The following is an 18,450-nucleotide window of genomic DNA, read 5'->3' on the forward strand; positions in this document are numbered from 1 at the left end:
GAAATGCCGGAACGCAATCGATCCTCTTCGACAATAGTCCGCCCGTTTCGTGACAGGTTCCTGCCCGTCATCGGGGGCATGACCGGAAGTCGCAATCTGCTGAAAATCATGCTGAAACGCATTCTGGCACATTTGCATTACGGTCGATTGACGATTGTTTTGCCCGATGGGGACACGTTGCAGTTTACCGGGCAGGAGCAGACCGAAATCCGCGCGGTTCTTCATATTCATGACTGGAAGGCGATCCGCAGGCTTGCGACCGGTGGCGATGTTGCCTTTGCCGAGGCCTATATGGATGGGGCATGGACAAGCCCCGATCTGACCAATGTGATGCGGGTGGCGATGTTAAACGAAAATATCGTTCGCGCCCGACTGGCAGGCGGCATGATTTCCCGGCTGGTGGCCCGGATCGGGCATTTGCGAAATGCCAATACGGTCGAAGGATCAAAACGCAACATTGCCTATCACTACGACCTTGGAAACCGGTTCTATCAGGAATGGCTTGATCCGGGGATGACCTATTCATCCGGTCTTTATCGCCGCCAGGACATGACGCTTGAGGCCGCACAGGATGCGAAATACCGCCGGATTTGCGAACTTGCATCGCTGCAACCCGGCGAACGGGTTCTGGAAGTCGGCTGTGGCTGGGGCGGGTTTGCCGAAATGGCGGCAGGGCAGCATCGCTGCCATGTCACGGGGCTGACGCTTTCGCGCGAACAGCATGCGTTTGCGCATCATCGCCTTCTGACACTTGGCCTGTCGGATCGCACCAATATCGAGCTTCGCGATTATCGCCATCAGGACGGGCAGTTCGACAAGATCGTTTCAATCGAGATGTTCGAGGCGGTTGGCGAGGAACATTGGCCGATCTATTTCGATATGATCCGCAAGCGGCTGAAACCCGGCGGCAAGGCGGTTTTGCAAATCATCACCATCGATCATGACCGGTTCGAGGATTACCGCAAGGGGGCGGATTTCATCCAACGCTATATCTTCCCGGGCGGGATGCTGCCCTCGCCAGAGGCGCTTGGTACGGCGATTGCCAATGCCGGTCTTTCGCTTTGTCATTCCGAATTTTTCGGCAAATCCTATGCCCGCACACTGGCCGAATGGCAGCGCCGTTTCCAGCATGGCTGGGACAGCATCGCCGAGCAGGGATTTGATATCCGTTTCAAACGGATGTGGGAATATTACCTGTCCTATTGCGAAACCGGGTTTGACGAAGGGTCGATTGATGTCGGGTTCTTTGTGATCGAACATCGCGAAAATGCCGCAACCTGATCGGGGCCGCAAAACGGCGTTTTATTATGCGCTGCCAGCAATGGCGGCGGCGGTGCCGACGATTCCCGCCTATGTCCTGTTACCCAGTTATTATGGGGATGATCTTGGCCTTGGGCTTGCCCTTACGGGGGCGATCCTTCTGGCGGTGCGGATCATCGATATGCTGACTGATCCGCTGGCCGGGTGGCTTTCGGATTATACGGGACGGCGCAAAATCTGGGTCGGGTTTGGTGCGGTGATTGCCGGGATCGGAATCTGGATGCTTTTTGTGCCGCCCGATCAGCCCGGTGGCGGGCATCTTTTTGTTTCGGCAAGCATTCTTTTCCTTGGCTGGACGCTGTTTCAGGTGCCCTATCTGGCGTGGGGGGCAGACCTTTCGGGGGATTACCGGGAGCGGACATTGATCACGTCCCTTCGTGAAGGGGCGGGGCTGATTGGTATTGTCATTGCCGGGGCGATCCCGGTTGTGATGATGAATGCATCCCGGGCCGATGAAATCCGAACCCTTGCGATGATGACCATTGTTGCGGGGGCGGTTTTCGTTACGATTCTGATCATCAAGGTCCCAGATAGCGCAGCCCGCCCGGGGCACGGCCGTACTGCCGATACCCAACAGGGGGGTGTTTCCCTTCGTGCCCGGTTTGCTCAGTCGCTTCGCAGTCTGCGCCAGAACCGGCTTTTTGTCCGGCTTTTGGCCGCATGGATGATCAATGGCCTTGCCGGTGGATTGCCTGCGGTCTGTTTCCCGCTTTTTGTGCGCTATTACCTGAAGCTTGATACGGATACGGAAAACGCCCTGATCCTTTTGTATTTTGTTGCGGCCATTGCCGCCATTCCGTTTTGGGTGTTTTTGGCCGGTAAAATCAGCAAACACCGGGTCTGGTGCGTGGCGATGATCATGGCAGTGTCGGCATTCGCGTTCGTGCCGTTTCTGTCAGCCGGGGACTGGGCGGGGTTTGCGGTGATCTGTGTCTTTACCGGTGCGGCCTTGGGGGCGGATCTGGCGCTGCCACCCGCCATTCAGGCAGATGTCGATGACTGGGACCGGTACCGGTTTCATGCCAGCCGGACCGGTGTTCTGTTTGCGCTTTGGAACATGACCAACAAGCTTGCGATGGCGTTGGCGGCGGGAATTGCCCTGCCGATTCTGGGGGCTTTTGGCCTGACGAATGGGGGGAATGAAAATTCCGCGGCTTTGATCGCACTTGTCATGATCTATGCGGTGCTGCCCATCGTACTGAAAGCAGGAGCAATCGGGATGATGTGGCGTTTTCCATTGGATCGCGTGCATCAGGTTGCAATTCGTCGGCGTCTGGCTCGCCGCACCTTCTGATCCTTGTATCCTTTGCGGGAGAAAGCTGATGCTGCGATCTTTTACGGCGCTTGTGATGGTTTTGATACTTACCGGGTGTGGGTCAATGAAACCGCAGGATTTTGCGCAAAAAGAACCCCGCTTCGATGTGTTTGAATACTTCGAAGGCAATAGTCGGGCGTGGGGCATTTTTGAGGACCGGTTCGGCAAGCTGCGGCGCCAGTTCACGGTTGATATCACTGGAACCGTCAATGATGGTGTTCTGACGCTGGAAGAAGATTTTCTGTATGACGATGGTGAACAGGACCGCCGTGTATGGACGATCCGCAAGACCGGTGAGCACAGCCTGAGCGGAGAGGCCGATGACATCATCGGCATGGCCGCGGGCGTGCAGTATGGCAATGCGTTGAACTGGAACTACGACATGGACCTGAAGGTCGGTGATGGTAGCTGGCGGGTGACGTTTGACGACTGGATGTTCTTGCAGGGCGACGGGGTTCTTGTGAACCGGGCGCGTGTGCGCAAATGGGGGTTCGAGATCGGCGAGGTCACCCTGTTCTTTACGAAACAGCCATCCGCGCTGCGAGCCGCCGAATAAACCAGCCCAGCAGCGGAATGCGGGCATAAAAGGCCATGCCGGAATCCCAGTAATCGACATGGGATGAAATGCGCGTGCCGTCATCGGAAAACGTTACCGCCGACATGCCGGTGACATCCCAATTCCCCAGAACCGAAATCCTGGCCGTAAAGCGCCAGCGCAGAAAACCGAGATCATCATCAAGCGCGTGATGGGTGACGATGAATTGCGGATTTTCGGTGTCGCGAAACATCTTGTCGAGATAGGCACAGACCCGATCCGGGCCATTGATGGTGTTGAACGGATCGGTAAAACTGTAATCCGGTGTGACGAGATGATGCAGGTTTTCAATGGTTTCCGGGCTTAGTTGCGCAAAGTAATCGCCATAGGATTTCAGCGTTTCGAGCCTGGTTGCGTTCTGTTCATCCATTGGATTTTCCCATCACTTTACGGATCAGTTTGAAGTAAAGCCGATAGGGCAGAATGCGGGCAAGTTTTAGCTGCCGGACAAAGGGTGGCGGGAAGGCGATTTCAAAACCGTTGCCGCCCGTCAGGCCGCGATAAACATAGTCGGCTGCCTGCGCGGGCGTTTGCAGATAGGGCATATCGAAATCGTTTTTGTCGGTCAGGCGGGTTTTGACAAAGCCCGGATTGATCACCCGAAGACAGACACCCGTTTCCCCCAATTCGGCGCGCAGGGTTTCGCACAGATTGATCAGGGCGGCCTTGGTCGGGCCATAGGCCCCGGCCTTTGGCAACCCGCGATAACCGGCGACCGAGGCAACAACCGCGATCTCGCCCGAACCGCGTTTACGCATTTTCGGGATCAGGGTTTCAAGGCAATTGACCGTGCCGAAATAATTGACATCGAAATGGTCGCGGATGGTTTTGGCGGAAAATTCATCGACAGGCATCGGCGAATAGATCCCGGCGGCCAGAACCACGAGATCGGGCAGGCCAAACCGATCTTCGATCAGGGCAATCGCATCGCGAACCGCATCGGGTTTGGTCACATCAAGCGGCACGGCATGGATGTTTTCCGACGATGCGGCCAGATCGGACAGCGCATCGGCGGAGCGTGCCGATGCGATAATCGTCGTGTTTGCGCCCGCATCGGATTTTGCGAATTTTTCGACAAGTGCTGCCCCGATCCCGGCGGAGGCACCGACGATCCAGATGGTTTTGAAATGTTTGATCATCCGCGGATATCCTTTTGTGCCGTATCGGTCTGGCAGCTTGTGCAGCGATAGGTGATTTCAGAGCCATCGCGCGCCTTGAAGCGCAATCCGACCCACCGGCCATCGGCATCGTACCATGCATTGGTTTGCAATTGGCCATCATAGGTGAAGTGGGTGGCGTTGATCATGCCGTTGCCAACGGCCAGGCGTTCGCGGCCTGTCTGGGATATGGTGACCGCGTTGGGATTGCCGGTCAGCGTATTAAGAACCTGATCGGTTTGCAGAACACCGCAATGCCAGTGATCGGTCGGAAAAATACCGGGCGGCAGGGATTTCTGGCCATCGGGGCCATCGACGACAAGCTGATCGTTTTCGCGCCGGGCCGCGATGCTGGTTTGATCGCCATCATCATTGACCTTGACCGACAGGGTGGATAATTGACCCTCCTGCCAGATGCTTTCGGAGCGGTAGCGGAAGCTATAGGCGTTAAAGCCGAGAAACGAGATATCGATATTGCTTTGGGCGACGACCTGAAGACCGTCCTGACCGCGATTGAAACGCACGATATGCTGCCCGACCGGGGCATCATTGCGGCGGATCTGAAACACCAGTTCATTGCCGTATCGCGCAATCGGATCGAAGTTGCGACAGGCCGCGTTACGATCAAGGCCGTTGGATTGTGCGGGGGTAAGGGCCGAAATCTCGCCGTTTTGCGCGAAGGCCGAACCGGCATTCTGGACTGCCAGAACGGCAAGCGTCGCAAGCAGATATTTAAGGGGTTTCGGGCGTGGCATGTGGTGGCGTACCCTGCTGTTGGCCCCGGCGATCAGGACGCGATCAAGCCGGATTTCGAAAACGGAATGCTGCTACTGTTACGCATGGAAATGCGGTTCAGATCAGGTTTGCCGTGCCCTGCCCATGTGCCGGGTGATTGCGGTGCGCCCGGCTTTGAGGTAAAGCAGGGCCAACAATGAAAGGCCGACCATGCCCCATCCGATAGCCGAAGACCTGATCGCAAGCGTTCTGCATCGCGATTCCAACGTCATCGTTCTGAACAAGCCGCCGGGATTGGCATCGCATGGCGGGCCGAAAACCTATTTCCATGTCGATGCCTATCTGCCCGACCTTAAATTCGGCATTCAGCCCGAACCGACCCTGGCGCACAGACTGGACCGCGATACGGCCGGGTGCCTGTTGCTGTGCCGGCATCCGAAATCATCGAAAAAGATCACCCGCCTGTTTACCGAAAAACTGATCGGGAAAACCTATTGGGCGGTGGTGCGTGGTGCGGTTGCCGATGATCACGGATTTATCGACGCGCCGATTGGCAAGACCAATGATGAAAGTGGCTGGCAGATGCTGGTTCATGAGGACGGGCAGCCATCAAAGACCGAATATCGGGTGCTGGGGCGTGGCAAGGACGAAGCGGGCGATGATATCACCTGGCTTGCGTTGACGCCCCATACGGGCCGCACGCACCAGTTGCGTGTGCATCTGGATCATATCGGGCATCCGGTGCTGGGCGATCCGTTTTATGGTCGGGGGGATGAACCGCCGATTTTTGGACAGCCGCCGACCCTGATGCTTTTGTCGCGCCAGATCGTGGTGCCGTTCCATGCCGACCGCGACCCGGTGGTGGTCGATGCACCGCCGCCCGAATTGATGCGGCCGGGGCTTTCGGCATGCGGTTACGTGGGCGACTATGCCCCGCATGCGGCGTCAGTTGATGCTCAGTATGGCGGCGATGGCAGCGATGCTGAAGGCGGACAGGAGGGTTTCGAGGGTGATGATTGAGGCCATGGCCTCGGGATCACCATTCAGCTGCCGGGCGAGGATATAGGCGTTGCCCGCGCACGGCATCCCGGCATAAAGCACCCCCATCGCCAGAACCATGCCCTCCACCCCGGCAAGATGCAGCGCAATGCCGGTGATCAGCGGCAGGAGGGCGAGCTTGATCGTGGTTGAAAGCGCGATTGCGCCCAATGCCTGTTTGCTGAGGATAAATCGCAACCCTGCCCCGACCGACAGCAGGCTGAGCGGCAGGGCGGCGGTTTTGAAAAGGGCTGCGGTATTTTCAATCGGCAGCGGCACGTGAATGTTGCTGATATTCAGCACCGCCCCGGCCCCGGCGGCGATGATGATCGGGTTTTGCGCAAGGCCGAGCATGATGCGTTTGAAGCTGCCCTTGCCACCGGCAAAGGCATTCAGCACCACAACCGCCAGCATGTTGGTGGCAATCACCATCACCGCGATGAATACAATCGCCAGTGCCAAGCCTTCGCTGCCATAAAGCGCATCGGCGACGGCGAGCAGGACATAGCTGTTATAGCGGACCGATCCCTGAAAGATCGAGGTAAACAGCGGTGTGTTGCGGGTGATGAGCGGGCGCAGAAGCAGCAAAACCGCCGCAAGGGCAAGGGTCGCGCCCAATGTGACCATGACCGCAGTGCCCGCGTGGCCGGAGCCAAAATCGGCACGGTAAATTTCGACGATCAGAAGCGATGGCAGCAACAGGTAATAGGTCAGCCGATCAATCCCGGCCCAGATGTCAGACTCTGTGATCAGATAACGTTTGAGTGCCGCCCCGACCAGAATGGCGGCGAAGATCGGAAAGATGGCAGCGATCAGGTCATAGGCGAGATTCATATAGAGAATGACCTAGAAATTGCTATGGTTGGCTTTGCTGGGTTGCTTGATAATGTAATTGCAAGTTTCGATGTTATGTCATTTTTTGCTGAAGCTCTGGGGGCTAATTTGCCGGACAGATTTATTTTTCGCCAAGTGTATTACAAAGATATTGAAGTATTTTTGGTTGACGGAGAGGTGCGCTCAAAAAATCATGAGCATCCTCAGCTGTGTCATCAAGCTTCCTATCAGAGCATAGTTGACCGAAGAGGGAGTCCGCTGTTCCAGATGCCTGATGGTGGCGTTGTTAATGATTATGTACCATTCTATTTTTCTCCAATTACATCATTCACTTTTACAATTTTTAGGGGGAACGTAGATTTGATGTCCCCCGAAGGCGATAATTTAGGACCTGCTTGCGAAGAAGATAGAGTATTTCTGGTTGCAAAGGTTGAAAATTTCCGTGATAGCGGGCTAGATTTCTGTTTTAGCGACTTCGCCTTAAACTCAAATGCTCCATTGCCAGTTCTATGTGGTGATTTGGATTCTTTGGAAGAACATGTTCATTGGGATATGTTTGACGAATATCCTTACAAGGGTAGAATCGAAGAGCTTGGGTACAATGGTGTTTGCCAATACTTCAAAAGCATGGACGATCCGCCAGAACGTATGACTCGAAGCCAAAAGCGTATGGCTGAGTTTTTGGTCCGTTCCGCCGTCCCACTTTGCCTAATAGATTGCTTGATTGTCAAATCAGAGACGATAAGAGATAAGCTCGAGCAGATGATGGATGCCTCAGTTTGGGATATCCCAATATATGTAAAACCCGGATGCTACTACCAATGACCCTCTCATTCAAAAAAGGCGACCTGTTTTCCGAGGCGGTGGATGCTCTCGTGAACACGGTCAACTGCGTCGGGGTGATGGGGAAAGGTGTTGCTCTTGAGTTTAAAAAGCGTTGGCCGGACAACTATAAAGAATACAAAAAAATATGTTCTTCAAATGGTCTAAGGCCCGGCAAAGTTTTTGTTTATGATACAAAGCAACTTTTCCCGACAGATGGCCCCAGGTTTTTGGTCAACTTTCCGACGAAAGATCATTGGAGAGCTAAATCCAAGCTGGATTATGTCGAGAGCGGTTTGGATGCTCTCGTCGAGGCGATTGAGAATTATAGCATCAAATCTATCGCGATTCCGCCGCTGGGATGTGGAAACGGTGGGCTGGATTGGTCTGATGTAAAACCGTTAATCATTGAGAAGCTCGAAAATCTCTCGAATGTTGACGTTCGGGTGTTTTATCCAAAAGAAGCGGTTGATGAACCGGAGTATAGTCACTCCAAGTTTGCGATGACATTTGAGCGGGCAGTGCTTCTTAAAAGTCTGGGTGACTTGGAGCGCTATTTTGACGGATCATTTGATCGAATTTCGCTGCAAAAAATAGTGTATTTTTTGCAGGCTTTTGGTGTGAATTTTAACCTCAGATTTTCACGGGATTTCCACGGACCTTACTCAGAATCTTTGAAGAAGGCTTTTGTCGCGCTTGAGTATCATAAGATGATTGCCGGTTTTCAAACTGGCGATAGACAGGCACATGTAACGCCAAGCGGATATGCTGCTGCAGATGAGTATCTGAATTCCAGCGATGCAGCAGATCGTATTATTGATCGTTTAGGTAAACTGGTGCAGGGCTATGAGAGCCCTTACGGTCTGGAGCTTCTATCTTCGGTTCATTGGTTGGCACATCATGAGAATTGCTATCCGCTTGAGATGGTAATCAAAGAGATGAACAGCTGGAACGAGAACAAAAGAAACATCTTCAGCGATGAAACAATACGTGTGGCGTACGGTCGCTTGCAGGAAGATGGTTTACTGAACTGCGCGTAAATCACTAAACCTTGCGGTTCTGGTATTCGGCAAAAACCTGTTCGGGGGAATGGCCGCGATATTGTTCGCAGATTTCCTCGAATTTCGGGTTGCTGATCAGAAGGTCGGCGGTGCTGCGGTTGCAGGCAATCGGCACTTCATACATGTTGGCCAGCCGGATCAGGGCGCGGACATCGACATCGTGGGGCTGGGGTGTCATCGGGTCGGTGAAGAAAAACATCGCCTGCAATTCGCCATGCGCAATCATCGAGCCGAGCTGCTGATCGCCGCCGAACGGGCCGCTTTTAAGCGCCACGATATCAAGGTCGGGAAAGCGTTCCTGAAGCACGCGCCCGGTGGTGCCGGTGGCAAAAATCCGGGTGCCGGAAAACTGTGATTTGTGGGTTTCCAGCCAATCGGCCATTTCGCGTTTGCGACGGTCGTGGGCGACAAGTCCGATCGAAAGCGTCATGGGTGGTTTCTCCTGCGTCTTGATCCGGGCGATCCCGGCGGGTGATCTTAGCGGACCGGTCCATCATAGGGCAATATGATGGCATAGTTTATTGAAAATAAACGAGAATTTTTGCCAGAACCGGACGGCGAAAATTTTTGCAAAATGTTCTTGATTTGTTCTTTTATTTGTGGCATAAAGATAAAGTCAACAGGACAAATGGGCCCGGAGACATAACCCGCCAAGCGTGATTCGCTTTGGCGGGTTTTTGCGTTTCGGGGTCGGGTAAGACCGGTAAATACAGGGGGAATCAGCGATGAAAAAGCGACGATGTTGAGTGGTTAAGTAGCAGGCGATCACCGCCAAGCGCGGAAGATCCGTATGGGGTAAAGTCATTACGGCAGGAGTGCGTCCGGGCATTGAAACGGCCCGGGAAACGGCGGCGTAAAGTTTGACAAACCGGAAAGGCAGAATGGGAGAGGTGCGCCTGCAGGGAAGGGCGCTGGGAAATTGCGACGCCGGATGCTGATCGAGTGGTCAGCAGCGGAGCAGGGGTGGTTCGGGCAGCGATGTCATAACGCCCGTGCCGGGATCGGAGCGTGGGTCAACACGGGTGAGTTCCGTTCAGGCCGCAGCATTTGGCGAGAGTGGTGGCAGGAGCGTTCAGCGGAGCCCCGTCGCCATCGGTGGGAGGGCCAGCATCGGTGAGCGCATCGGCCATCAGCCCCCCCCCCGGTAGGCATCATTGGCACCTGCGGTACCTGCCGCGAGAGCGGCAGTATCGGCACTCGTAACATCGGGGATCCTCCGGCGTGGACTTCGCGGAAGTGGCGGGCTTTGGTTGTGACTTTGGGATGTGTCGGGCTTCGGGTTGGTTTCAGCCCTTATTCGTTGCCGGTGGTTCTTGCTTTGGGTTTTGTTTCGCTCAGAGCCCGGATTCGGTGTCTGGCGGGAGCCGTCGCGCCAGAGGCGCCAGTTTGCTATCGTCCCCGGCCGCGTTCCGGGGACGGGGGAACCACCACAGGCCACTTGCCAGAGGCGATTAGGTCCCGACTTACATTCTGGATTTCATCAAGTACGCGCAGTAACACGGGGTCCTTCATTTTGATCCGCTGTGCACAAACAGAGACCTGGCGGATCATCGGCGGCGATAAGGGGATGGCTTTGACGGTGTGGTTTGCCAGTTCGTCATAGATCGCGCATTTCGCCAGAAGCCCATAGCCCTCGCCACTGGCAATCAGTTTCACCAGATGGGTGCTGGCGTCAATTTCCATTCGAATGTCGAGTCCGCTACCGAGTGCGGCAAAGGCCTGTGCCTTCATGCGGATGCCATGGATGGTGGAGGGCAAAATAAGCGGAAAGCTTCCCAGCATTTCGGGTGTGATTTTCTGGGGCAGATCGCGCATCAGTTCCTGATTCCCGACAAGAAAAATTTCCTCGTCACAAATCGGATGACAGACGATGTCAGGCAGGGAGGTCCGATCAAACGAGATCGCGAAATCAAGGGTTCCTTCCTGAAGCCACCCCCATAGATAGCCTGAAAATGCTTCGACAACGCGTAAGGATACCTTTGGAAAGGTGTTGCGCAGATGTTTGATCAGCGGGATGGCAAGAACGGTTGATGTTGCTGCGGGCAGGCCAATCGCGACGTCGCCTTCGGGTTCCTGATTGGCAGTACCAACCGCACTGATTGTTGCATTGGCAATGGCAAGCATTTCGTATGCGCCTTTGAGTAGTACCTCACCGGCCTGTGTCGGGGTCGATCCGCGGGCGTGACGCATCAGAATCCTTGTGCCGAGATCCTCTTCAAGCTTTTTGATCATGTTGCTCAGCGCAGGTTGGGCAATGCCCAATCGAAGCGATGCGCGACTGAGGCTACCTTCTTCGCAAATGACGGCAAATGCAGAAAGCCGAGACAAATTAAGCTGTTGTGGAAGAAGTTTCATCGCAATCCATCAAGGTATAATGTTTTTTATATGGGTGGTTCATAATTATATATTACAAAAATGATACCACGACTGCTAGCGTCCGGATCGAAACACAAACAAAAAATATCAGGAGGAAATATCTTGAAAGTTTCAGCGATCCTGTCGGCAGCTCTTATTGTGGTGACGGCAGTTACCTGGCAGGCGGAAGCCGCCGATTACACGATTGATGTGTCACTTGATACCTCGCCAAACCATGTGCGTAACCGTTCCTTCCGCAAATTTGCGGAGGTCCTGAACGAGAAGTCCGACGGTCGTCTGGAAATGCGTATTTTTGATTCCGCGTCGAAATACAAAGGCCCGATGGTCGCGACGGCTGTGGCACAGGGTGCGATTGATATGGCCGCGCCGGCGCATCAGCACCTTTCCAAATATGTACCGGAAACGGGTATCCTGTTATTGCCGATGTTCTATGGGCAGGAAAAGGACGTGATCTACAAGGTTGTGGATGGTGAGGTCGGCAAGAAGCTGAACAAGATGATCGAAGACAAACTTCGCGTTGTTGTTCTTGGCCGCCCGTTTGACCTTGGTTATGGAACTGTCTTTTCAACCGATCTTCGGTTGACCAAGCCGTCTGATCTGGAAGAGCAGATTGTGCGTGTGCCGGGCGGTGCTGCGACACTTGAACGTTACAAGGTATTCAAAGCCAACCCGACGCAAATTCCTTGGTCGGATGTGCCGCAGGCATTGCAGACCGGTGCTGTATCGACCATCTGGGCCACTCAGGAAAGTGTTGCCAGTTCGCAGCTTTGGGATGCGGGTATCAAATATGCCTTCGAAGACAAGCAGGCTTTTATCGAATATGTCCCGATCATCAGTCAGAAAGCCTGGTCGAAACTGCCTGAGGATTTGCAGCAGTTGATGATCGATACGTGGGATGAAATGGTTGATGACGTCCGCGAAGTTGCGGCCAAAGCGCAGGAAGATAGCCGTCAGACCAATGCAGATCACGGCATTGAAACTGTTGATCCCAATCCGGTCGATCTTGCGGAAATGCGCGAAAAACTAATGGCGGCTCAGCCGGGTATTGTTGATGAGCTGGGTATGGATACCGACTTCATCAATGAAGTTTCGCAAGCCGTGGCAGCCGCCGCAAATTAAGTTCGACCTTCCATTTGGGACTGTTTGATAATGTCACTTCGTAACATTGCAAACGTTCTTAGCTGTCTTGAGAAATCTTTGATCGGGGTGATGGCGCTTGCCGCCATCATTCTGGTCGCTGTCGAGACCGTTTTGCGTTTTGCCGCACCGGCCCACCTCACGGATTGGAGCGGTGAAGTCACGATCTATCTTGTGGGATGGGCCTTGATGCTCAGTCTGCCGCATCTGGTTGCACGAGACAAACATGTCCGTGCCGACCTTCTGCATCACCAGTTTTCCCCCCTGATTCGTTGGTGGCTTGATGTCTTTGCGATTTTGATCGGGATCGGGTTCTGCGGGATCGTTCTTTGGGCCGGTATTGATGTCGTTTCGTTCGGACTGATGTTTGGCGAAATCAGCGACAGCTCGCTGCAATTTCCGATGTGGGTATTCTATCTTGCTGTTCCTGTCGGGTTTGGAACCTCGATGCTGCGCTATGTGGTTCTGCTGATATCCAAACTCTTGGAGTTGCGGGTATCTCCAGCCGCTTCCTGACAAAGGAATTTCTCTTATGATTATCTGGTTGATGCTGGCGCTGTTCTTCGTGATGCTGCTGGCAGGGGTTCCCATTTATCTGGTTCTGGGCAGTCTGGCAGTGATCGGCTGGCTTGTGGATGGTACACCACTGATCGCCCTTGCCCAGCAATTCGCCAATGAACTCAATTCGCAAACACTGGTTGCCGTGCCGCTTTTCGTGGTCGCCGCGACCTTTATGGAACGCGGTGGCATTACCCGCGCGCTGATTGATTTTGCCAGTCTGATCGCAGGTCGCAGCCGCGGCAGTCTTGCGATCATCTGCGTGATCGCGACGACATTCTTTGCCGCCATCTGCGGCTCATCCGTTGCGACGGCAATGGCCATGGGAACAGCACTTATCCCGACCATGGCAGCACGGAAATATCCCGCCGGCTTTTCTGTGGGAACGGTTGGAGCGGCCGGCACTCTTGGTATCCTTATCCCGCCAAGTCTACCGTTGCTGATTTACGGGCTGGTTGCTGAAACGTCGGTTCCGCAACTTTTTCTGGCAGGGGTGATTCCCGGACTTCTGCAAGGGCTGCTGTTTGTTGGCTATGTCGTCTGGTATGCACGCAAAAACCAGTTGCCGGTTGAAGACAGGCTTGAACCCGGTGAAGTCTTCCGGCGCTTCCGGAATGCCTTGCCAGCGCTTGCCATTCCGGTCCTGGTTCTGGGCGGTATTTACAGCGGTCTGGTGACGATTTCCGAAGCCGCAGGCGTGGCGGCCTTTGTCGCGCTAATTGTCAGTGTATTTGTCTATCGTGCCGTGTCATTACGCGACATCACGGGTGTTTTGACCGATGGCATTCGCCAGACGGCAGTGATCATCGTGATCATCATGTCGGCGCTGGTGCTCGGTCATTGGCTGACCAGTGCGGGTATTACCCGATCCATCGTTGATTTCGTTAATTCAACCGGCTTGACCGGATGGCAATTCCTGATCCTTGCCAACGTTGTCATGTTTATCCTTGGCATGTTCCTTGAGGTGATTTCGGTCATTCTGATCTTTGTGCCGCTGGTCCTGCCGATTATCGAGCATCTTGGCATTGACCCGGTCCATTTTGGTCTGATCGTCGTGATCAACATGGAGCTGGCGCTTCTGACGCCGCCAGTCGGGCTTAACCTTTTCATTCTCAAAAATATCTCGGGCGAGAACATGGGAACCATTATTCGGGGAACCATGCCCTATGTCCTGATCCTGATGTTGCTGCTTCTTCTGGTGACATTCATCCCGCAGATCAGCCTGTTCTTGCCTGATCTTGCCTATGGTCGATAACGGATAGAATTCTATGCCTATACTTACTGTCACGATTGCCGAGGGGCTGGTTGATGCGATCAGCCGTACTTCGGAGGAAACGTCGGAAGGATTGCTGGGGCTTATTCACAAGTATCTTGCCCCGGCGGCGGGGACCGAACAGATCATGTTTGTCCCGTCGATTGGAAAGGTTGTTGGCTGTGGCATGCTTGCGCATCTGGTGCACCGGGCATCGGACAGCCGGACAGCCGAAATCCGCAAGGCATGCGCAGATGCGATTTGTGCGTTTCTGGCAGAAAAATATGATTGTTCGGTACGTGTGCGATTGATCGCAACGCAATCGTCGGACATCGCAGCAGCCGATATTTTCAAGGAGAGCGGGGATGAATAATGTTGCCAGAACCCGTTCGCGAAATGCGGTTTCGATTGCAGGGATTGACAGTTTTCACATTGGCGGTCAGGTCGTCAAATTGCAGGATCAGCCGAAACTGCAGATGCGCGTTGCCGGGGATGGTGTGACGCGCGAGGTGGACCTTAACGGATCCTATGTTACCGGGCAGCTTTATGCCAATCATGTCAAGCTTGCGAACCCGCAACATGAAGTGCCGGTGATGTTCTGGCATGGCGGGGCGATGACGGGGGTAACGTGGGAAACAACGCCGGATGGCCGACCGGGATGGCAGTGGCTGTTTCTGGAAAACGGATATGATGTGATCGTCACCGACGCGGTCGAACGGGGTCGGGCGTCATGGTCGCCCTATCCGCAGATTTACAAAAGTGGTCCTGTTTTCCGCACCAAGGAAGAAAGCTGGGGCATGTATCGTTTTGGCCCGGTATCGGGCTATCACGATGATCCGGCGAAACGTCAGGCGTTCGATGGGCAGCGGTTTCCGATGTCGGGGGTTGATGCGCTTGGCGCGCAGCTTGTCCCGCGCTGGTCGATCCATGACGCGGAGAGCCTTGCGGCTTATGAGGCGTTGTTGCGCAGGGTTGGCCCGGTGCATCTTGTGGCCCATAGTCAGGGTGGCTGGTTTGCCCTGAATATGGTGTTGCGCGCGCCCGAGCTGATCAAATCCGTTGTGGTGATCGAACCGGCTGGTGCGCCAAGTCTGAGCAAGCACGATCTGGCGGGCATCGCGCATATCCCACATCTGTTTGTGTGGGGGGATTATATTGAGGATGTTCCGGCGTGGAAAAAGTATCGCGATGGGGCGGACAGCTTTATGACTGCGCTGCGGGATGAAGGCGGTGTTTCCGATCTGCTTGATCTTCCGGCGGAGGGTATTCGTGGCAATAGCCATGTGCCGATGATGGATGACAACAGTGCGGAAATTGCTGGTATGGTCAGTGAATGGGTGGCGAAAAATTCCGGCCATTAATCATATCATATAGCTTTCATACGATATTGTGTCGTATCCAAGATAAAAGGTCCGCCATGATATATCGCGGACCTTCTTTTTTTTGTGTTGCGGCGGACATAAAAAAACGGCCGCCCCATTGGAGCGGCCGTTTCACGGATCGGGTTTTCCCAATCAGGATTACATGTGGATCGCGCGTTTGTCGGCGTCCAGGGCGGCTTCCTTGACGGATTCGCCAAGGGCCGGGTGGGCGTGGCAGGTGCGGGCGATGTCTTCGGCAGAGGCGCCGTATTCCATCGCCAGCACAACCTCGGCAATCAGATCGCCAGCCGCCGGGCCGACAATATGTGCGCCGACGACGCGGTGGGTTTTCTTGTCTTCGAGGATTTTAACGAAGCCCTCGGTGCTTTCCATTGCCTTGGCGCGACCGTTGGCAGTGAAGGGGAATTTGCCGACCTTGTAGTCGACGCCTTCTTCCTTGAGCTGCTCTTCGGTTTTGCCAACAGCGGCGACTTCGGGCCAGGTGTAGACAACACCCGGGACCTTGCCGTAATCGACATGGCCTTCTTCGCCAGCGAGCATTTCGGCCAGCGCAACACCGTCTTCCTCGGCCTTGTGGGCCAGCATCGGACCGATGATGGCGTCCCCAATGGCAAAGATGCCCTGCACGTTGGTCTGGAAATGTTCGTCGGTCTTGACGCGACCGCGATCATCAAGTTCGACGCCGACCTTATCAAGGCCAAGGCCCTTGACGAACGGACGGCGGCCAATGGCGACCAGAACGACGTCGGCCTTGACTTCCTCGGCATCGCCGCCCTTGGACGGTTCAACCGTGAGCGTCACGCCAGACTTGCCGGTTTTCGCACCGGTGACCTTGTGGCCCAGTTTGAATTCAAGGCCCTGTTTGGCAAAGATGCGCTGGGTCTGTTTGACCAGTTCGCCGTCCATGCCCGGCAGGATGCGGTCGAGATATTCTATCACGGTGACTTCGGAACCAAGCCGACGCCAGACCGAACCGAGTTCGAGACCGATCACGCCCGCCCCGATGACAACCATCTTTTTCGGCACTTTCGGGAGCACCAGACCACCGGTCGAGGAGACGATGTTTTTCTCGTCGATCTCGACACCCGGCAGCGGGGTGACTTCCGAACCCGTGGCGATCACGATGTTCTTGGCATTCAGGGTTTCTTCGCCGCCGTCCAGAAGGGCAACCTTGACCGAGGTCGGCGAGGTGATTTCGCCGGCACCCTTGACGTAGGTGACCTTGTTCTTCTTGAACAGGAATTCAATGCCCTTGACATTGCTGTCAACGACCTTGTCCTTACGGGCCATCATCTTTTCGAGATTGACCTTCGGCTTGGAGACTTCGATGCCATGGGTATCGAAATGTTCCGTCGCTTCCTCGAACAGGTGGGAGGAATGAAGCAGGGCCTTGGACGGGATGCAGCCCACATTGAGGCAGGTCCCGCCAAGGGTGCCGCGTTTTTCAACGCAGGCAACCTTGAGACCAAGCTGTGCGGCGCGGATGGCGCAAACATAACCGCCAGGACCGCCACCGATCACGACAACGTCGTAGTTCTCAGCCATGAGTTCTTTGATCCTTTTGTCTGATCAGATGTCGAGCAGGATGCGTTCCGGGTTCTCGATGCATTCCTTGACGCGTACCAGGAAGGAAACGGCTTCGCGGCCGTCAATGATACGGTGGTCATAGGAGAGTGCGAGATACATCATCGGACGGATTTCGACCTTGCCGTCGATGGCGACCGGGCGCATCTGGGTTTTGTGCATGCCGAGGATACCGGACTGCGGCGCATTCAGGATCGGGGATGACAGAAGGGAGCCAAACACGCCACCATTCGAAATGGTGAACGAGCCGCCGGTCATTTCATCCATGCCCAGTTTGCCGTCACGTGCGCGTTTGCCGAAATCGACAATCGTGCTTTCGAGGTCGGCAAAACTTTTCTTTTCCGCCGAACGGATCACCGGAACAACCAGACCCTGCGGGGTACCAACGGCAACGCCGATATCGCAGTAGTTTTTATAGATGAAGCTGTTGCCATCAATCTCGGCATTGACCGCCGGCCATTCATTAAGCGCCGTGGTGCAGGCCTTGATGAAGAAGGACATGAAGCCGAGCTTCACGCCGTGTTTCTTTTCAAAGCCGTCCTTGTACTGATTACGGCAGGCCAGAAGGTTGGTCATGTCCACTTCGTTATAAGTGGTCAGCATGGCCGCGGTGTTCTGGGCTTCTTTCAGGCGGCGCGCGATGGTCTGGCGCAGCTTGGACATCTTGACGCGTTCTTCGCCTTCGCGCAGTTCGCGTTCGGGCTTCGGTGCAGCAGGTGCCGCCGGTGCAGCAGCCGCTGCGCGCGGCGCCGATCCACCATTTTCGAGGAAGTTCAGAACGTCGCCCTTGGTCAGGCGGCCGTCTTTGCCCGATGCCGGAATTTTCGACGGATCGAGATTTTTGTCTTCGACCAGTTTGCGAACGGCAGGCGGCAGCGGATGATCGGCATTGGCCGAGGTCGAAGCCGCCGGTGCGCTTGCTGCCGGGGCAGCAGCCGGTTTGGCTTCTTCTTTTTTCGGCTCTTCTTTCTTTGGCTCTTCCTTGGCTTCGGCTTTTTCTTCCTTGGCCGGAGCAGCGCCTTCGGCACCTTCCTTGATCATGGCGATCAGGGCGCCGACTTCGACTTCGTCACCTTCCTGGGCGACCAGTTCGGCAATCGCACCAGCGACCGGTGCGTTGACTTCGACGGTGACCTTGTCGGTTTCAAGTTCGACAATCGGTTCATCGGCTGCAACTGCATCACCGACTTTTTTGTACCATTTCGCAATTGTTGCTTCGGTAACAGACTCGCCCAGCGTGGGAACTTTAACTTCAGTCGCCATTTTTTCCTCGACCGTTTTTTC

At 54.8% G+C, this 18,450-nt stretch carries 19 protein-coding genes; 11 read left to right on the forward strand and 8 right to left on the reverse strand.

The window, feature by feature from the left end; translation table 11 throughout:
- The first annotated feature begins 3 nt into the window (after positions 1-3).
- The 3 genes from SMB34_RS12110 to SMB34_RS12120 all read left to right on the forward strand — a co-directional run bounded on the left by SMB34_RS12110 (position 4) and on the right by SMB34_RS12120 (position 3,191).
- On the forward strand, positions 4-1,281 hold the full coding sequence (locus SMB34_RS12110; RefSeq protein WP_037990414.1) for an SAM-dependent methyltransferase: 1,278 nt from the start codon (positions 4-6) through the stop codon (positions 1,279-1,281).
- Positions 1,268-2,614: an MFS transporter gene (locus SMB34_RS12115; protein ID WP_037990416.1), complete on the forward strand. Its 1,347-nt coding sequence runs from the start codon at positions 1,268-1,270 to the stop codon at positions 2,612-2,614. The genes SMB34_RS12110 and SMB34_RS12115 overlap by 14 nt, the downstream gene beginning before the upstream one ends.
- Positions 2,615-2,699: 85 nt before the next feature.
- The gene (locus SMB34_RS12120) at positions 2,700-3,191 is read left to right on the forward strand and encodes a DUF3833 domain-containing protein (RefSeq protein ID WP_037990654.1); all 492 of its coding nucleotides are present in this window, start codon (positions 2,700-2,702) and stop codon (positions 3,189-3,191) included.
- Here SMB34_RS12120 and SMB34_RS12125 read toward each other — a convergent pair.
- The 3 genes from SMB34_RS12125 to SMB34_RS12135 are packed head-to-tail and all read right to left on the reverse strand — an operon-like array spanning position 3,154 to position 5,142.
- A complete protein-coding gene (locus tag SMB34_RS12125; protein ID WP_037990418.1) occupies positions 3,154-3,600 on the reverse strand; it encodes a nuclear transport factor 2 family protein in 447 nt (148 codons plus the stop codon). The two genes, SMB34_RS12120 and SMB34_RS12125, sit on opposite strands and share 38 nt — an antisense overlap.
- Complete coding sequence (locus tag SMB34_RS12130) at positions 3,593-4,369, reverse strand: SDR family NAD(P)-dependent oxidoreductase (protein ID WP_007089217.1); 777 nt, start codon at positions 4,367-4,369, stop codon at positions 3,593-3,595. The genes SMB34_RS12125 and SMB34_RS12130 overlap by 8 nt, the downstream gene beginning before the upstream one ends.
- A complete protein-coding gene (locus SMB34_RS12135) occupies positions 4,366-5,142 on the reverse strand; it encodes a DUF6134 family protein (protein WP_037990421.1) in 777 nt (258 codons plus the stop codon). The genes SMB34_RS12130 and SMB34_RS12135 overlap by 4 nt, the downstream gene beginning before the upstream one ends.
- A gap of 190 nt (positions 5,143-5,332) precedes the next feature.
- On the opposite strand from SMB34_RS12135, the gene SMB34_RS12145 reads away from it, so the two are divergent.
- Positions 5,333-6,142, forward strand: coding sequence for an RluA family pseudouridine synthase (locus tag SMB34_RS12145; RefSeq protein WP_037990425.1), 810 nt, complete (start codon positions 5,333-5,335; stop codon positions 6,140-6,142).
- On the opposite strand, the gene SMB34_RS12150 is transcribed toward SMB34_RS12145, so the two are convergent.
- Positions 6,068-6,994, reverse strand: a complete 927-nt coding sequence (locus SMB34_RS12150) for an AEC family transporter (protein ID WP_037990427.1) — start codon at positions 6,992-6,994, stop codon at positions 6,068-6,070. The genes SMB34_RS12145 and SMB34_RS12150 overlap by 75 nt on opposite strands.
- Before the next feature lie 24 nt (positions 6,995-7,018).
- Between SMB34_RS12150 and SMB34_RS20700 the strand changes: the two genes are divergently transcribed.
- Together SMB34_RS20700 and darG are read left to right on the forward strand one after the other, a co-directional pair.
- Positions 7,019-7,819: a DUF4433 domain-containing protein gene (locus SMB34_RS20700; protein ID WP_051682274.1), complete on the forward strand. Its 801-nt coding sequence runs from the start codon at positions 7,019-7,021 to the stop codon at positions 7,817-7,819.
- Positions 7,816-8,856, forward strand: a complete 1,041-nt coding sequence (gene darG, locus SMB34_RS12160) for a type II toxin-antitoxin system antitoxin DNA ADP-ribosyl glycohydrolase DarG (protein ID WP_037990430.1) — start codon at positions 7,816-7,818, stop codon at positions 8,854-8,856. The genes SMB34_RS20700 and darG overlap by 4 nt, the downstream gene beginning before the upstream one ends.
- A gap of 4 nt (positions 8,857-8,860) precedes the next feature.
- Here the strand turns inward: darG and SMB34_RS12165 are convergent, their stop codons facing one another.
- The gene (locus SMB34_RS12165; RefSeq protein WP_007089211.1) at positions 8,861-9,307 is read right to left on the reverse strand and encodes a methylglyoxal synthase; all 447 of its coding nucleotides are present in this window, start codon (positions 9,305-9,307) and stop codon (positions 8,861-8,863) included.
- A 959-nt stretch (positions 9,308-10,266) separates the two neighbouring features.
- Positions 10,267-11,232: a LysR family transcriptional regulator gene (locus SMB34_RS12170; protein ID WP_037990432.1), complete on the reverse strand. Its 966-nt coding sequence runs from the start codon at positions 11,230-11,232 to the stop codon at positions 10,267-10,269.
- Positions 11,233-11,355: 123 nt separating this feature from the next.
- On the opposite strand from SMB34_RS12170, the gene dctP reads away from it, so the two are divergent.
- The 5 genes from dctP to SMB34_RS12195 are packed head-to-tail and all read left to right on the forward strand — an operon-like array spanning position 11,356 to position 15,561.
- On the forward strand, positions 11,356-12,372 hold the full coding sequence (gene dctP / locus SMB34_RS12175) for a TRAP transporter substrate-binding protein DctP (protein ID WP_037990434.1): 1,017 nt from the start codon (positions 11,356-11,358) through the stop codon (positions 12,370-12,372).
- Between the two features lie 30 nt (positions 12,373-12,402).
- The gene (locus SMB34_RS12180; RefSeq protein ID WP_037990437.1) at positions 12,403-12,906 is read left to right on the forward strand and encodes a TRAP transporter small permease; all 504 of its coding nucleotides are present in this window, start codon (positions 12,403-12,405) and stop codon (positions 12,904-12,906) included.
- 16 nt (positions 12,907-12,922) lie between these two features.
- The gene (locus SMB34_RS12185) at positions 12,923-14,203 is read left to right on the forward strand and encodes a TRAP transporter large permease (protein ID WP_084716588.1); all 1,281 of its coding nucleotides are present in this window, start codon (positions 12,923-12,925) and stop codon (positions 14,201-14,203) included.
- A 13-nt stretch (positions 14,204-14,216) separates the two neighbouring features.
- The gene (locus SMB34_RS12190) at positions 14,217-14,573 is read left to right on the forward strand and encodes a hypothetical protein (protein WP_037990439.1); all 357 of its coding nucleotides are present in this window, start codon (positions 14,217-14,219) and stop codon (positions 14,571-14,573) included.
- The gene (locus SMB34_RS12195) at positions 14,566-15,561 is read left to right on the forward strand and encodes an alpha/beta hydrolase (RefSeq protein ID WP_051682275.1); all 996 of its coding nucleotides are present in this window, start codon (positions 14,566-14,568) and stop codon (positions 15,559-15,561) included. Before SMB34_RS12190 ends, SMB34_RS12195 begins: the two co-directional genes overlap by 8 nt.
- Positions 15,562-15,720: 159 nt before the next feature.
- On the opposite strand, the gene lpdA is transcribed toward SMB34_RS12195, so the two are convergent.
- Positions 15,721-17,127, reverse strand: a complete 1,407-nt coding sequence (gene lpdA / locus SMB34_RS12200; RefSeq protein ID WP_007089208.1) for a dihydrolipoyl dehydrogenase — start codon at positions 17,125-17,127, stop codon at positions 15,721-15,723.
- 24 nt (positions 17,128-17,151) lie between these two features.
- A complete protein-coding gene (gene odhB / locus SMB34_RS12205; protein ID WP_037990442.1) occupies positions 17,152-18,429 on the reverse strand; it encodes a 2-oxoglutarate dehydrogenase complex dihydrolipoyllysine-residue succinyltransferase in 1,278 nt (425 codons plus the stop codon).
- Between the last annotated feature and the right edge of the window lie 21 nt (positions 18,430-18,450).

Origin of the sequence: Thalassospira permensis NBRC 106175 (genome assembly GCF_000714555.1) — a bacterium.
GTDB lineage: Bacteria > Pseudomonadota > Alphaproteobacteria > Rhodospirillales > Thalassospiraceae > Thalassospira > Thalassospira xiamenensis.

What these genes read in the sequence shown, in the direction of transcription:
- SMB34_RS12190 (WP_037990439.1), top strand. Translation starts at nt 14,217, where the DNA reads ATGCCTATACTTACTGTCACGATTGCCGAGGGGCTGGTTGATGCGATC.
- lpdA (WP_007089208.1), bottom strand. Translation starts at nt 17,127, where the DNA reads ATGGCTGAGAACTACGACGTTGTCGTGATCGGTGGCGGTCCTGGCGGT.
- SMB34_RS12185 (WP_084716588.1), top strand. Translation starts at nt 12,923, where the DNA reads ATGATTATCTGGTTGATGCTGGCGCTGTTCTTCGTGATGCTGCTGGCA.
- SMB34_RS12115 (WP_037990416.1), top strand. Translation starts at nt 1,268, where the DNA reads ATGCCGCAACCTGATCGGGGCCGCAAAACGGCGTTTTATTATGCGCTG.
- SMB34_RS12135 (WP_037990421.1), bottom strand. Translation starts at nt 5,142, where the DNA reads ATGCCACGCCCGAAACCCCTTAAATATCTGCTTGCGACGCTTGCCGTT.
- SMB34_RS12165 (WP_007089211.1), bottom strand. Translation starts at nt 9,307, where the DNA reads ATGACGCTTTCGATCGGACTTGTCGCCCACGACCGTCGCAAACGCGAA.
- darG (WP_037990430.1), top strand. Translation starts at nt 7,816, where the DNA reads ATGACCCTCTCATTCAAAAAAGGCGACCTGTTTTCCGAGGCGGTGGAT.
- SMB34_RS12145 (WP_037990425.1), top strand. Translation starts at nt 5,333, where the DNA reads ATGCCCCATCCGATAGCCGAAGACCTGATCGCAAGCGTTCTGCATCGC.
- SMB34_RS12170 (WP_037990432.1), bottom strand. Translation starts at nt 11,232, where the DNA reads ATGAAACTTCTTCCACAACAGCTTAATTTGTCTCGGCTTTCTGCATTT.
- SMB34_RS20700 (WP_051682274.1), top strand. Translation starts at nt 7,019, where the DNA reads ATGGTTGGCTTTGCTGGGTTGCTTGATAATGTAATTGCAAGTTTCGAT.
- SMB34_RS12150 (WP_037990427.1), bottom strand. Translation starts at nt 6,994, where the DNA reads ATGAATCTCGCCTATGACCTGATCGCTGCCATCTTTCCGATCTTCGCC.
- odhB (WP_037990442.1), bottom strand. Translation starts at nt 18,429, where the DNA reads ATGGCGACTGAAGTTAAAGTTCCCACGCTGGGCGAGTCTGTTACCGAA.
- SMB34_RS12180 (WP_037990437.1), top strand. Translation starts at nt 12,403, where the DNA reads ATGTCACTTCGTAACATTGCAAACGTTCTTAGCTGTCTTGAGAAATCT.
- SMB34_RS12110 (WP_037990414.1), top strand. Translation starts at nt 4, where the DNA reads ATGCCGGAACGCAATCGATCCTCTTCGACAATAGTCCGCCCGTTTCGT.
- SMB34_RS12120 (WP_037990654.1), top strand. Translation starts at nt 2,700, where the DNA reads ATGAAACCGCAGGATTTTGCGCAAAAAGAACCCCGCTTCGATGTGTTT.
- SMB34_RS12125 (WP_037990418.1), bottom strand. Translation starts at nt 3,600, where the DNA reads ATGGATGAACAGAACGCAACCAGGCTCGAAACGCTGAAATCCTATGGC.
- SMB34_RS12130 (WP_007089217.1), bottom strand. Translation starts at nt 4,369, where the DNA reads ATGATCAAACATTTCAAAACCATCTGGATCGTCGGTGCCTCCGCCGGG.
- SMB34_RS12195 (WP_051682275.1), top strand. Translation starts at nt 14,566, where the DNA reads ATGAATAATGTTGCCAGAACCCGTTCGCGAAATGCGGTTTCGATTGCA.